Genomic DNA, 13,316 nt, shown 5'->3' on the forward strand with positions numbered 1-13,316 from the left:
ATGTCAAATGCACTGCGCAACATGTCAGGCGCGTGACAGCGCGAGACGCGTGGTGCGCTGCCATGGCCCGGTCTTAATCGGCGCCGTACTATGCCCCTTTGCGGACTTGCGCGGCCTGCGCGCAGCCGCCCGCCGAACGGTGACCCGATGAGTACAGATGTCGTCCGCCCCAGTGAAGCCCGCGACCTCTCGCCTGCACCTTCCGAGGCGGAGCCCGCCGCCAAGGGCAGCAGCGCGAGCGCGGCGCCCGACCTGGGCGACCCCAACCTCTACATCAACCGCGAGCTGTCGCAGCTGCAGTTCAATGTCCGCGTGCTTGACCAGGCACTGGACGAGAGCAAGCCGATCCTGGAACGCCTCAAGTTCCTGCTGATCTTTTCCAGCAACATGGACGAGTTCTTCGAGATCCGCGTGGCGGGTCTGAAGAGCCAGATCGCTTTCGACCACGAGATCGTCGGCTCGGACGGCATCCCGCCGCGCAAGGCGCTCGCCGAGATCAGCGAGATCACGCACAAGCTCATCGAGCGGCAGTACTCGATACTCAACGACCGCATCCTGCCGGAACTGGCGCGCCACGGCATCCGCATCGTCCGGCGCAACGAGTGGTCGCACAAGCAGAAGATGTGGGTGCGCCGCTACTTCCGCCATGAGGTGGCGCCGCTGATCACCCCGATCGGCCTGGACCCCACCCATCCCTTCCCGCTGCTGGTCAACAAGAGCCTGAACTTCATCGTGCAGTTGGAAGGCACCGATGCGTTCGGGCGTGACTCGGGCCTGGCCATCGTGCCGGCGCCACGCGTGCTGCCGCGCCTGATCCGTCTTCCCGAAGACGTCAGCGAAGGCGGCGAGAACTTCGTTCTGTTGTCCTCGATCATCCACGCCCATGCCGAGGAGCTGTTCCCCGGCATGTCGGTACGCGGCTGCTACCAGTTCCGCCTGACCCGCAACGCCGACCTCACCATCGACCCGGAGGACGTCGAAGACCTTGCCCGCGCGCTGCGCGGCGAGCTTTATTCGCGCCGCTTCGGCGATGCCGTGCGCCTGGAAGTGGCCGACAACTGCCCGCCGGAACTGACCGACTACCTGCTGCGCCAGTTCGGGCTCACCGCCGCGGAAATGTACGAGGTAAACGGCCCGGTCAACCTCGCTCGCCTGTTTGGCCTGATCAGCAAGACCGCGCGGCCGGAAATGCAGTATCCGCCGTTCACGCCGTCCATTCCCAAGGCGCTGAAGAAGGCCGAGGACCTGTTCCAGGTGATCGGCCGCCAGGACGTGCTGCTGCTGCATCCCTACGAATCGTTCGCCCCCGTGGTCGACCTGCTGCATCAGGCAGCGAAGGACCCGGGCGTGCTGGCGATCAAGCAGACGCTGTACCGCAGCGGAGCCAACTCCGAGATCGTCGACGCGCTGGTGGACGCCGCGCGCGCGGGCAAGGAGGTCACCGTGGTGATCGAACTGCGCGCACGCTTCGACGAGGAATCCAACCTCTCCCTGGCCTCGCGCCTGCAGCAGGCCGGCGCCATGGTGATCTACGGCGTGGTGGGCGTGAAGACGCACGCCAAGCTGATGCTTATCCAGCGCCGCGAAGGCGAGGAGCTGGTGCGCTACGCCCACCTGGGCACCGGCAACTACCACACCGGCAATGCGCGCCTGTACACCGACTACAGCCTGCTCACCTCCGACCAGTCGCTGTGCGAGGACGTACACAAGCTGTTCAGCCAGCTCACCGGCATGGGCAAGCTGCTGCAGATGAAGAAGCTGCTGCATGCGCCGTTCACGCTGAAGAAGACCCTGCTGGAAATGATCGCGCGCGAAACCGCGCATGCCGCGGCCGGCAAGCCCGCGCAGATCATCATCAAGGTCAACGCCGTCACCGACGCCAAGATGATCCGCGCGCTCTACAAGGCCAGCATGGCCGGCGTGAAGATCGACCTGGTCGTGCGCGGCATGTGCTGCCTGCGGCCGGGGGTTCCGGGCGTGTCGCACAACATCCGCGTACGCTCCATCGTGGGTCGCTTCCTGGAACACAGCCGCGTGTACTGGTTCCTCAATAATGGTGACGAACAGTTCTACCTCGCCAGCGCGGACCTGATGGAACGCAATCTCGACCGTCGCGTGGAGACCGGCTTTCCGGTGGAAGGCAAGAAACTGCAGGCGCGCCTGAAGAAGGAACTGGACCTGTACCTGGCCGACAACTCCAGTGCCTGGCTGTTGCAGCCCGATGGCCGGTACGTGCGCGCCAAGCCGGGACCGAACCAGCCGGTGCGCAACGTGCAGATGCAGTTGCTGGAGAAGCTCTGCGGCTCGGGCGCGACTGGCGAGGTTTGATCGAAAACTGACAGCGGTCCGGCATTGGCCTACATAGGCACCCGCCAAACCCCGGGATAGTGCCGCTTTGCCGGCCGGCTTCGCTGTTGTCCCCTGCTCCCTAAGGTATCCCGAGTTCGGTTACGGCCACTCGGGTCATCAGGGAGTCCCCATGAAGAAACTGTTTGCCGCCATGCTCATGGCCGGCCTGGTTGCGCACGCCTACGCACAGACATCGCCAGATGCCACGGCACGCTCGTCCTCCGGGGCCGCCGCGATGCCCTGCGTAGCCGCCGTATCCAACGGAGGCTCACAGGACGCTCAACCGGCGAGCTCATCCTCTGCATCCGGCGTGGCGGCTCCCTGCATCCCCGGAGCCTCGGCCGCCGGAGCGGCCGCCGAGGGCAACCTGACCCCGCTGTACGTCGGTGCGGCCGTGGTGGGCACCGCCGTCATCGTTGGCGCCCTCAATGGCGGCGGCGAGCACGACGGCAGCACCGGCACGTCGGGCACCAGCGGCACCACCGGCACGCATTGACGCTGCGCTCCATCCATGGATGCACCCGGGGAGCCCACACTCCCCGGGCGCTGCCTTGCAATCATTTGACGAATTGCTTCACCCACGCCACGTAGCGGTCGACGAAGCCCTGCAGGAACTTCTGCGTGCCCTCGTTGCCGATATGCCCCTCGGCGTCGAACAAGCCTTCCTTGTTCTGGATGAACACCTCTGGCTGTCCCTCGGTGGCCACGTCTAGATAGGACAGCACATTGCGCAGGTGCTGCTGGGCCAGCGCCGTGCCGGTCGCGCCCACGGAAATGCCGATCACCGCGCCCGGCTTGCCCCGGAATGAATTGGTTCCCCACGGCCGTGAGGCGATGTCGATGGCGTTCTTCAGCACGCCGGGGATGGAACGGTTGTATTCCGGCGTGACGAACAGCAGTGCGTCGGCCGACTCGATCTGCTGCTTGAGCTGCCGGTATTCGGGCGGGTAGTCGGCATCGTAGTCCTGGTTGTACAGCGGCAGGTGGTCGATGCGCAGGTGCTCGAAGCTGAAATCCGCGGGTGCCAGACGCTCCACGGCCCTGGCGAGGTGGTGGTTCAGCGATTCCTTGCGCAAGCTGCCCACCAGTACGGCCACTCGGATCTTGCTCATACCAGTCTGCTCCTGGGTAGATGGGGGACCGGACCACTCGGGCCGGACCGCAAGGATGGCAGTCCGGACGGTTAAACCCTCGTGAGGGGGCGCCCACACGGTGTCCACACTTGTGGCATGCTCTGGACCATTGCCTTCCAGGCCTTCTGACGTTTAGCAGTCTGGGTCGCCCCCGTGGGCTGCCCGAACACGCAGGGACGAGGCCATTCCCGTGCTTCCGGTGGCACGAGGAACTCCAGCAGGAACGACCGGGACGCCACGAAAGTACGCACTCTTCGCGAGTCGTAACAGGGGATCGGCGCATGGGCAGGCGGATCGTAACGGCAGCACGACATGGCCGCTGGCGGATGCTTTGCATCCTCGCCATGGGGCTGCTTGTGACCGTCGTTCACGCTCACACGGCCATGACCGGCGCAGCCCGCGAAGTGCGGCCAGGCGACACCCCGCAGAGCGTGCTCGATGCTTTTCGCCGGGGTGAACTGGCCAGCTTCGACCCGACGCTGCTGCAACGCTTTCCGCAGAAAGATCTCGGTACCTGGGTCGTGCTGCAGCCGCAACCTCCGCTGGTCAGCGAAGAGCGCGTGCTGTCGATCTATCCGCCACCGATGGCTCCCGTGACGCTGTTCGACCAGGCACACCCCTCGATCACCCAGTCGCTGGACGATTTCACCGCGAGCGCCCATGGCAACGGGCGGCTCGCCTACCGCATCACCGAGGACATGCCAGCCTCGGCCCCCATCCTGCTGCGGTTCGAGCCTGGCGCCATGCGTGATTCGCCGGTGACGTTCAAGCTGCAACCCTGGAACGAATACCTGTCGGACGACGCCCATTGGCTGGTGTTCGCCAGCGCCTGCTTCGCCGTGATGCTGGCCATGTCGCTGATGGCGCTGTGCCTGGCGTTGATGCTGCACGACGGCACCTTCGCCTGGTACGCAGGCTACGTACTCTGTTACGCGATGATCCAGGCCGTACACACCGGCTTCCTGTTCCATCCGCTGGAGCTGACCTGGCTGGCCGGCTCGGCCTCCCTGATCGGCACGTCGGCCGTGGCGCTATCGCTGGCGTTTGCCGCCATGTTCATGGCGCGCTTCTGCGAATTGCCCCGCTATGCCCCCCTGCTGCACACGCCGACGCTGGTACTGGCCGTGGGCATGCCGCTGGTGGTGTTGCTGCGCAGTTGCCAGATTCCCCTGCTGGAACAGACCGCACAGGTCCTGATCGGTCCGGTGCTGATGATCGGTACCCTGCTGCTGTTGCTGGCCGCTGGCATGGCGGCGATACGCGGGGCCCGTCCGGCCTGGTTCTTCCTGGTGGGCTGGACCCCGCTACTGGCGCTCACCACCCTGTCCGACAGCCAGGCCACCGGGAGCCTCGCCGACGTGACCTGGCTGGGCGACGCCTGCCTGGCCGCCGGAGCATTCGAGGCGATCGTGCTTTCGCTGGGCCTGGCCGACCGCGCCCTGATCATGCGGCGTGAGCGCGACCTGGTACAGGAACTGGCGGATATCGATGCGCTGACCAATGTGCTCAACCGGCGCGCCTGGACCGAAAGCGTGGCCAAGGTGCTCGGCAACAGCGGCGGCCAGCCGGTGGCCCTGCTGTTCCTGGACCTGGACCATTTCAAGTTGCTCAACGATCGCCAGGGCCACGCCGCAGGCGATCGCGCATTGACGGCCGTCGCCGATGCCCTGCGCCACGAACTGCGCCCGCACGACCTGCTGGGCCGCTATGGCGGCGAAGAGTTCGTCGCCATGCTGTTTGGCGTGGAGCAGGCGCAGGCGGTGCAGGTCGCCACTCGCCTGTGCCGGCGCGTGCATCGGCTGGATATCCCGGTGAATGCCGATGGCCTGGTGCTCAGCGTCAGCATCGGCGTGGCTATACGCGTGGCGGAAGATACCGTGGAAAGCCTGGTTGAGCGCGCCGACCACGCCATGTACCGGGCCAAGCTGGCGGGACGTAACCGGGCCCGCCTGGACGAAAAGCTCGAACCACCCATGCGACACTCCTGGCCACGTGCAGTGGATGGCGATCGCGGCGCCTGAGCCCTGCGATCCGCGGCGTACTCGGAAAATCGACAAGACAGCGCGCCCCCAGGGTCTAAGCTCGATGCCGGTATCCCCCAAAGGAGTCCCATCATGACCAGCCCCTCCGTTTCCGGCAGCACCATCATTCCCGGCCTTCGCTACCGCGACGCCCACGCAGCGATCGACTGGCTGTGCAAGGCCTTCGGTTTTGCCCGGCATGCCGTCTACGACGATGGCGAGGGCGGCGTGGCCCACGCGCAGCTGACCTATGGCAACGGCATGGTGATGTTGGGCTCGGTGCGCGACAACGCCTTCGGCCGGCGCCTGGTGCAGCCCGACCAGGTCGGCGGCAGCGAGACCCAGTGTCCGTACGTGATCGTGGGCGACTGCAAGGCACACTACGAACAGGCCAAGGCCGCCGGTGCGGTGATCGTCGACGACTACGAAGAGAAGGATTACGGCGGCGCCGGCTACAGCTGCCGCGACCTGGAAGGACACCTGTGGTCGTTCGGCAGTTACGACGCCTGGGCCGAACACGGCGGTTGAGCACGTGCGCTCAAGCGGGCGCGACAGGCAGATAGGTATCGGCACGCTGAATCGCCTCGGGCACATCTTCCGGGTCATCGAGGAAATGCCGGAACGGCTGCCCGTCGCGCAGCACGTAGCCGCTGCCGGGCAACCAGCCGGCGATCAGGTGGTCAATCTCATCCGCGAGCTCGTCATAGGAACCCACATGTCGGCTGCGTGCCCACAGGCCGCCGCCCAGCTCCATCGCCTGCATGGCACCGTCGACGGGCACCGTCGCGCCATCGAATGCCAGCGCGCAATCGAACGCGCATTGCTCCGCCGGCGTATCGCGCGGATCGTCGTAAGGCACGCCATAGATCCCGCTCATGCGTTCCAGCAGGCCGCGCCCTGCCGCCCACTGGAACAAGCGTGCGTAGGCCTGGTCCAGATCGGCCGGGTCGCCGTGGTAACGCATCGCCACCAGGCGGAACGGTTGCACCGACACCACCTCGACCTGCAACGAAGGCTCGGGGCCTGCCGCTGTCGACGGAGGCAGGCGCAAGCGCTCCATCTCCGCACGCAGGCGCTCGCGCTGTTCGCGCATCTCGCTGGGCGTGGTGTCGAACACCTGCCGGAACGCGCGCGCGAAGGCCTGCGGCGTGTCGTAGCCCACGGCCAGCGCCGCCTCGGTGACCCGGCCATCAGGCTCGGCCAGCCGTTGCAGGGCGCGCAACATGCGCAGGCGCGCCACCGTCTGGCCCACGGTTTCTCCCGCCAGGGCCCGGTAGACGCGATGAAAGTGGAACGGTGACAAGTGGGCCGCGGCGGCAAGCTGGCCGAGCTCGGGCAGTTCGCCACCGTGCACCACGGCCGCCTGCAGCCGCGCAACGACGCGATCGATGCGTTGCAGATAGTCCTGGCGCGTGTTGGCTTTCATCGCATGGTCTCCTGGGTGTGGGAGCCAGTGTGCCGACGGGCCGTCGCGGCCACGGCTCCATTCTTGCGCAATCCAGCGCGAGGCAGCGGGGCCTGCCCTTCCATAGGCAGGAAGTCATGCTGGGAGACCACCCGCTGCTCGCTTAAAGTCGATCACGACTATCGTCACCGCTTACCCATCAACGCGGATTGCCCGTTCACGCGGCGGTTTGCCCCGGAGGATTCATGCGCTTTCGCTTCACCCTGCTCGCCGCCGCCACGCTTGCCCTGTCCTGCGGCATCGCCCAGGCGCAGACCGCGCCACTGACGCCGGACGTGCCCAGCACCGCGTTCCAGCCCACCCAGGCGGGCTATGACTACGTCAAGCGCGAGGTGATGATCCCCATGCGCGACGGCGTGAAGCTACATACGGTGATCGTGATCCCCAGGGGGGCTCACAACGCACCGATCCTGCTGACCCGCACACCTTACGACGCGAGCGGTCGCGCCGCGCGCTACGAGTCGCCACACATGGACGCCACCCTGCCGCAGGGTGACGAGGTGTTCGTGCACAGCGGCTACATCCGCGTGTTCCAGGACGTTCGCGGCAAGTACGGCTCCGAGGGTGACTACGTGATGACGCGCCCGTTGCGCGGACCGCTCAATTCCAGCGAAGTGGATCATTCCACCGACGCCTACGACACCATCGACTGGCTGGTGAAAAACCTGCCCGAATCCAACGGCAAGGTCGGCATGCTGGGTTCCTCGTACGAGGGCTTCACCGTGGTGATGGCGCTGATCCATCCGCACCCGGCGCTGAAAGTGGCCGCACCGGAAAGTCCGATGGTGGATGGCTGGATGGGTGACGACTGGTTCCACTATGGCGCGTTCCGCCAGACCAACTTCGACTACATCTACGGGCAGACCGCCCAGAAGGGCAAGGGTGGCGGCGTCCCGCGCACCGGCTACGACGACTACAGCAATTTCCTCGACGCCGGTTCGGCTGGCGACTATGCGCGCGTGCATGGCTTCGAGCAGCTGCCGTTCTGGCGCAAGCTCCATGAGCACCCCGCGTATGACGCCTTCTGGCAGGGCCAGGCGCTGGACAAGATCATGGCGGAGCAGCCGCTGAGCGTGCCGACCATGTGGCTGCAGGGCCTGTGGGATCAGGAAGACATGTGGGGTGCCATCCACAGCTACATGGCCACCGAACCCAAGGACAAGAACAACGACAAGAACTATCTGGTGATGGGCCCCTGGCGCCACAGCCAGGTGAACTACGACGGCAGCTCGCTCGGCCCGCTGCAGTGGGATGGCGACACCGCACTGCAGTTCCGTCGCGACGTGCTCAAGCCGTTCTTCGACCAGTACCTGGTGGACGGCGCGCCCAAGGCCAACACGCCGCCGGTGCTGATCTACAACACCGGCGAGAACCACTGGGATCGCTTCAAGTCCTGGCCGCTCAGCTGCGACAAGGGTTGCAGCAGCAAGCCCAAGGCGCTTTACCTCGGCAACAACGGCTCGCTGTCGTTCAACGCGCCCGCCACGAACACGGCCAAGTACGACGAATACGTGTCCGATCCGGCCAAGCCGGTGCCGTACCAGCCGCGGCCGGCGCATTTCGCCGACCACGACGCGTGGACACGCTGGCTGGTCAACGACCAGCGCTTTGCGGATGGACGTCCAGACGTGCTGACCTACGTCACCGAGCCGCTCACCGCACCGGTGCACATCGGTGGCGCGCCGCAGGTCAACCTGTATGCCTCTACCAGCGGCACCGACAGCGACTGGGTGGTGAAGCTGATCGACGTGTATCCCGACACGGTGCCGTCGAATCCACCGATGGGTGGCTATGAGCTTGCCGTGTCGCTCGACATCTTCCGTGGACGCTATCGCACCAGTTTCGAGCATCCGCAGGCACTGACGCCGGACCAGCCGCTGCTCTACAGCTTTGGCCTGCCCACCACCAACCACGTGTTCCTTCCGGGCCACCGCATCATGGTGCAGGTGCAGTCGAGCCTGTTCCCGCTGTACGACCGCAACCCGCAGACCTTCGTGCCGAACATCTTCGATGCGAAGCCCGCGGACTACCAGAAGGCAACGCAACGCGTGTGGCATGCGCCGGGCACGGCCAGCTCCATCAGCCTGCCGGTGGTACCGAACGGTTGACCCCGGAAAACAAAAGGCCGGCGCAATGCCGGCCTTTTGTCGAGGTGCGACGCAGGCGATTACTGCGTACAGGCCTTGCCGTGGTCGGGGTGATAGCCCTTGGCCTTGGCGTCCGCCTCGCTCATGTAGGCACCCGCCTTGGTCTTGCCGTACCACTTGTCGCCCTGGCAGTGATAGACCTTGCTGGCGTCATTGACCCACACCAGGCCTGGACCACCGCCCGGCGCCGCATTGGCCGGAGGCTGCGGACCACTGGACTTGGTCGTGCCGGGTATGGGCGCCGTGGTCTTGGGCGTATTGGTCGGCGTCGCTGCCGGTGCGGCCGCGGCCTGCGGGGCTGCACCTGCGGCCGGAGCCGCGGTGGTGGCCGCGCCGTACCACTCCTTGACACCCTGGTGGCCGGAGCACGCGCCACGCTTGGTGGCATTGCTGGTGTAACTGCCATCCTTGCACTGCCCAGTGGAACCCGCCGGCGCGGCCGACTGTTGCGCATAGGCAGCGGAACCGGCAAGGAGGCCAATAAGCAAGACTGCGATCAAACCATGCGATTTCATCTTTGATCCCTCCAGCGCGAACGCTTGATCCATGGAGACGCCGTCTTGCATGGCGGGCGTTCTCCCCTCATGTGCGCCGCGCGCGACCGTGGCCGGTCTGCCTCGCAGCGCCCCCAAAGCGCCATGCCGCCTTCAGGGCGGACTATGCACTACCCGCATGACGCCGCATCACCCTGCCCGGCAACACGTTTAGGCGCCGTGAGGCCGATCCGAAACTTCATGCGGTGAGCAGCCGGAGGAGGAATCGTCAGGGCCACGCCGCGATGATTGCGGCGCGGCCCGCGCACTCAGTGGCTGAGCACGATGTTGGCGATGACGCCGGTGGCGACCGCCACCAGCAGGAACTCACCGTTGTCGCTGCGCACCCACTGGTGGTCTCGCGGCGGCGGCGGCAGGCGGTAGTCGCGCCAGTTCTCCACGGCGTAGTGGCGGTCGCGGTACTCGACCGGCACGTAGCCGCCCTGGTGGTACCAGCCTTCATGCGCGCCGCGGTCGTGCACCACCACGTAGTCATGGTGCTCATCGCGGCCATGGCCATGGTCCTGATCGTAATGATCGTGATGGTCGTCGTACTGGATCGGTGCAGCCGTGGCGGCGGTGCAGACCATCGCGGCGCCCAGGGCCAGCGCGAACAGGGACTTCTTCATCGGGTGTCTCTCCATCATGTTGGGGTCGAGCACTCCGCCGAGCCGGCGGATGTCTGCGACCCCGTCATGATGTTGCGCCCGACACAGGCCAAGAGTGACGCCCATCGCAAGTTAGCCGCAAGTTGACGCGCAATATCTTGCGTTGAACTGCCGTTACCTTTCGCGTCGCCAGGCAGGCTTGCTTCTTCCTCGTGCGATTCCCCCGCCATCAGTGCAGGAGCTCGCTGCACAGGCGCTGCTTGAGCGGCGCGGCGTCGAGCAGCATCAGGGTTCGCTGATCCGGCAGCTCGACCACTTCCCTCATGTCGTCGCGCAAGGCGCGGTCGAGCTGATTGAGCAGCACGCCGGGCACACCGAGCTTGTCGGCCGCATCGATAGTCACGATGTTCTCCACCGCGTCCACCACCAGGCCGAACTTCTCCGACTCGTTCTCCACCACCAGCACCTTGGCATCCGCCAGGTCGGCGTAGTCGCGCATGCCGTACAGCGCACGCAGGTCGATGATGGTCAACAGCTTGCGCCTGAGGTTGAAGATGCCACGCACGAAGGATGGCGCGCCGGGCGGCTGCATCACCTCCGGCGGGTAGTCGATCACCTCGCGCAGCTGGTCGATGCGCATGCCCATCAACTGGTCGAGCCGGAACGTCACGTAGGTTTCGCGGCCACGCGAGCGCTTCGTTCCGTGCGCCCCCTCCGCCTGTGCCTCCGTGGCGTAGAGCGCACGGTGCGCCTGGGTCAGCTCGACCACGATGGCGTCGTCGAACAGGGAGCTCTCGTTGAGCAGGATGATGTCCTGCGCACCCGGCGTGGCGATGCAACCGGTGTACAGCGAGGGGCGCTCCGCGCTGAAGGTCGGCATCGCCAGCAGTTCGTCGTCGCGATAGCCAACGATGCTTTCCACTTCGTCCACCAGCATGCCGAAGTAGAGCCCCTGCCGACGAATCACCAGGACACGGCGCGCGTCCTCGAAGTCGCCAATGGCCGCCGTTGCCTGCGCGGCGCCCGGAGCCATGCCGAGAAACCGAGCGAAGTCCATCACCGGTACGGTATGCCCACGCAGGTTGAGCATGCCCAGACAGATGTCGCTTCCCAGCACCGAGCTGATCAGCTCGGGCATCCGGATGATCTCGTGGATGGCCGCCATCGGCAGCGCAAGCCGGGTGTCGCCCACCCGGAACGACACGCCCTGCCTGCGCTGGCCCTGCACGGCACGCAAGGCAAAGGATTGGCGTTCGCTGGCATCGGTGCGCAGCAGCGGCATGTCCGGGATGGCAGCCAGCGCGGCAGCAGACAGGATCTGCAGGATGCGGTTGCCGCCATCGAGCTTGAGCGCGCCACCGATGATGCCGGCCAGGGCCTCGCCCTCGCCGAACATCACCTTCTGCGCAGGCTGCACGCGCAGGATCTCACCCGTGGTGTCGAACAACAGGCCGATGCGGGCGCCGTCGATCTCGACGATGGCCACCTTGGCCGCGTGGCGCGCACCGTCATCAGGCAGACGCAGCAGCTGCCCCAGATGGATGATCGGTATCAGGCGACCACGCAGGTTGAACAGGCCGATCAGGTACGACGGCGCCAGCGGCACCTGGGTGATCGCCGAAGGGTAGTTGACCACTTCCTGCACGCAGCTGACCGGCAGCACCAGCTCGGTATGGGCGAGATGGAACGAACCGAACAGCTCAACGGCATCGTGTGCCAACGACGAGGCAAGGCTGGTTTCCATGACGATGTCCCCGATCAGGTGTGACGTTCGATGGTGCGGACGTGATACTGGTGGCGCGCGCAATCGATAAGCAGCTGGCGACCGCATTCGCCGCCCACCTCTTGGTGCACGACGCGGATGCCGGCGGCGGCCAGCAGGCGCTGGGCGGCCCTGGCGTTCTGCTCGCCGATCAGGCCGTGCCTCGGCGGCGTGGCATGCGTCACCATACAGGCGCCGCCGGCGAGCACGGCTTCCAGCTGATCGATCCGCGAGGCGGGTACCTCGAGCAGCGAAAGCAGCGACGGCACCGCGTCGCTCACGTATTTGGCGCCGAAGGCAGCCGCGTTCGCCGGCGCTTCGGGCAACAGGCAGTGGGCCAGCGCGTACCTGCCCTGCTGGCGCCACAACAGGCCGATGCCCACGCACGAGCCCAGGGTGGCGCGCAGGATGTCCTGCCCGGAACCGCCATGCAGTTCGCACATGCGCACCTGGATCTCACGCGTGGCTTCCATGCCTTGCCTCCTGCCGTCGATAGACCAGCGGTTGCTCGAAGGCGAAGCCGGACTCCAGCCAGCCCAGCGATTCGGACTCGCCGATCACCAGCACGCCGCCAGGTTGCATCGCCTGGCGGGCCTGCTCCAGCACCCGCCGCTGGCCGGCTTCGTCGAAATAGATCAGCACATTGCGCAACAGCGTGATGTCGAAGCGCGGCGCGCCCTCCAGGCGCTGGTGCAGGTGATGCTGGCGAAACGCGACATTGGCCCGCAAGGCGGAAGACACCACGAAACCGTCATCGGCAGGCTCGAAGTATTTTTCCAGCCACGCCGGCCTGGACCTGCGCAGCCCCTCGATATTGCGGCCGTGATAGCGCGCCGCCGCGCCGACCGCCAGCACCTCGCTGGCGATGTCGGTACCGAGGATGCGATAGCGGAACGCCGGATGCAGTGCACGAAATTCCTCGCACAGCATCGCCATGGAATACGCCTCCTCGCCGGTGGAGGCCGCCGCGGACCACACCTGCAGCGTGCTGCCGCGATGGTTTTCGAACCATCGGGGCAGCAACTGCGAGAGGTAGTCCCAGATGCGCGGCGTGCGAAAGAACGAGGTCTCGTTGGTGGTCACCAGGTTGATGAAGTGGCCGAGCTCTTCCGGCCGCGACTCGAGCACGGCGAGGTACTCGCGGTAGCTGGCCAATGCCAGTGCCTGCAGACGACGACGCAGGCGCCCCTGCAGCAGCGTCCACTTGCGCTCTGGCATGAAGATGCCGGTGTGGTGATGGACGCGCTCCAGCAGCGCACGCTGCGTGCGCGGGTCGATCTCGTTATCGATCTCCATGG

The 13,316-nt window shown here is 66.0% G+C and carries 12 protein-coding genes; 5 read left to right on the forward strand and 7 right to left on the reverse strand.

Annotated features, from left to right (window positions below; genetic code table 11):
- The first annotated feature begins 147 nt into the window (after positions 1-147).
- The gene (ppk1, locus tag DVU99_RS10035) at positions 148-2,328 is read left to right on the forward strand and encodes a polyphosphate kinase 1 (protein WP_114240074.1); all 2,181 of its coding nucleotides are present in this window, start codon (positions 148-150) and stop codon (positions 2,326-2,328) included.
- Between the two features lie 151 nt (positions 2,329-2,479).
- Positions 2,480-2,845, forward strand: a complete 366-nt coding sequence (locus tag DVU99_RS10040; protein WP_114240075.1) for a hypothetical protein — start codon at positions 2,480-2,482, stop codon at positions 2,843-2,845.
- A gap of 61 nt (positions 2,846-2,906) precedes the next feature.
- Here DVU99_RS10040 and DVU99_RS10045 read toward each other — a convergent pair whose 3' ends face one another.
- Entirely contained in the window at positions 2,907-3,461 is a 555-nt protein-coding gene (locus tag DVU99_RS10045) for an NADPH-dependent FMN reductase (protein ID WP_114240076.1), read from the reverse strand.
- Positions 3,462-3,865: 404 nt separating this feature from the next.
- Between DVU99_RS10045 and DVU99_RS10050 the strand changes: the two genes are divergently transcribed.
- Together DVU99_RS10050 and DVU99_RS10055 are read left to right on the forward strand one after the other, a co-directional pair.
- A complete protein-coding gene (locus DVU99_RS10050) occupies positions 3,866-5,503 on the forward strand; it encodes a diguanylate cyclase (protein ID WP_232823541.1) in 1,638 nt (545 codons plus the stop codon).
- 93 nt (positions 5,504-5,596) lie between these two features.
- Positions 5,597-6,031 carry a VOC family protein gene (locus DVU99_RS10055; protein ID WP_114240078.1) on the forward strand — a complete coding sequence of 145 codons (435 nt, stop codon included), beginning with the start codon at positions 5,597-5,599 and terminating at the stop codon, positions 6,029-6,031.
- A gap of 10 nt (positions 6,032-6,041) precedes the next feature.
- Here the strand turns inward: DVU99_RS10055 and DVU99_RS10060 are convergent, their stop codons facing one another.
- Positions 6,042-6,929, reverse strand: coding sequence for a GyrI-like domain-containing protein (locus DVU99_RS10060; RefSeq protein WP_114240079.1), 888 nt, complete (start codon positions 6,927-6,929; stop codon positions 6,042-6,044).
- A 224-nt stretch (positions 6,930-7,153) separates the two neighbouring features.
- On the opposite strand from DVU99_RS10060, the gene DVU99_RS10065 reads away from it, so the two are divergent.
- Complete coding sequence (locus tag DVU99_RS10065; protein ID WP_114240080.1) at positions 7,154-9,076, forward strand: CocE/NonD family hydrolase; 1,923 nt, start codon at positions 7,154-7,156, stop codon at positions 9,074-9,076.
- 59 nt (positions 9,077-9,135) lie between these two features.
- Here the strand turns inward: DVU99_RS10065 and DVU99_RS10070 are convergent, their stop codons facing one another.
- The 5 genes from DVU99_RS10070 to DVU99_RS10090 all read right to left on the reverse strand — a co-directional run bounded on the left by DVU99_RS10070 (position 9,136) and on the right by DVU99_RS10090 (position 13,314).
- Positions 9,136-9,603: a DUF3761 domain-containing protein gene (locus DVU99_RS10070; RefSeq protein WP_232823542.1), complete on the reverse strand. Its 468-nt coding sequence runs from the start codon at positions 9,601-9,603 to the stop codon at positions 9,136-9,138.
- A 314-nt stretch (positions 9,604-9,917) separates the two neighbouring features.
- The gene (locus DVU99_RS10075) at positions 9,918-10,277 is read right to left on the reverse strand and encodes an RcnB family protein (RefSeq protein ID WP_114240081.1); all 360 of its coding nucleotides are present in this window, start codon (positions 10,275-10,277) and stop codon (positions 9,918-9,920) included.
- Positions 10,278-10,485: 208 nt separating this feature from the next.
- Complete coding sequence (locus tag DVU99_RS10080; RefSeq protein ID WP_198670259.1) at positions 10,486-12,000, reverse strand: chemotaxis protein CheW; 1,515 nt, start codon at positions 11,998-12,000, stop codon at positions 10,486-10,488.
- A 14-nt stretch (positions 12,001-12,014) separates the two neighbouring features.
- Positions 12,015-12,491, reverse strand: coding sequence for a chemotaxis protein CheD (locus DVU99_RS10085; RefSeq protein WP_114240083.1), 477 nt, complete (start codon positions 12,489-12,491; stop codon positions 12,015-12,017).
- Complete coding sequence (locus tag DVU99_RS10090; protein ID WP_114240084.1) at positions 12,475-13,314, reverse strand: protein-glutamate O-methyltransferase CheR; 840 nt, start codon at positions 13,312-13,314, stop codon at positions 12,475-12,477. The genes DVU99_RS10085 and DVU99_RS10090 overlap by 17 nt, the downstream gene beginning before the upstream one ends.
- Positions 13,315-13,316 lie beyond the last annotated feature (2 nt).

This window comes from Dyella sp. C9 (genome assembly GCF_003332825.1).
Taxonomy (GTDB): domain Bacteria; phylum Pseudomonadota; class Gammaproteobacteria; order Xanthomonadales; family Rhodanobacteraceae; genus Dyella.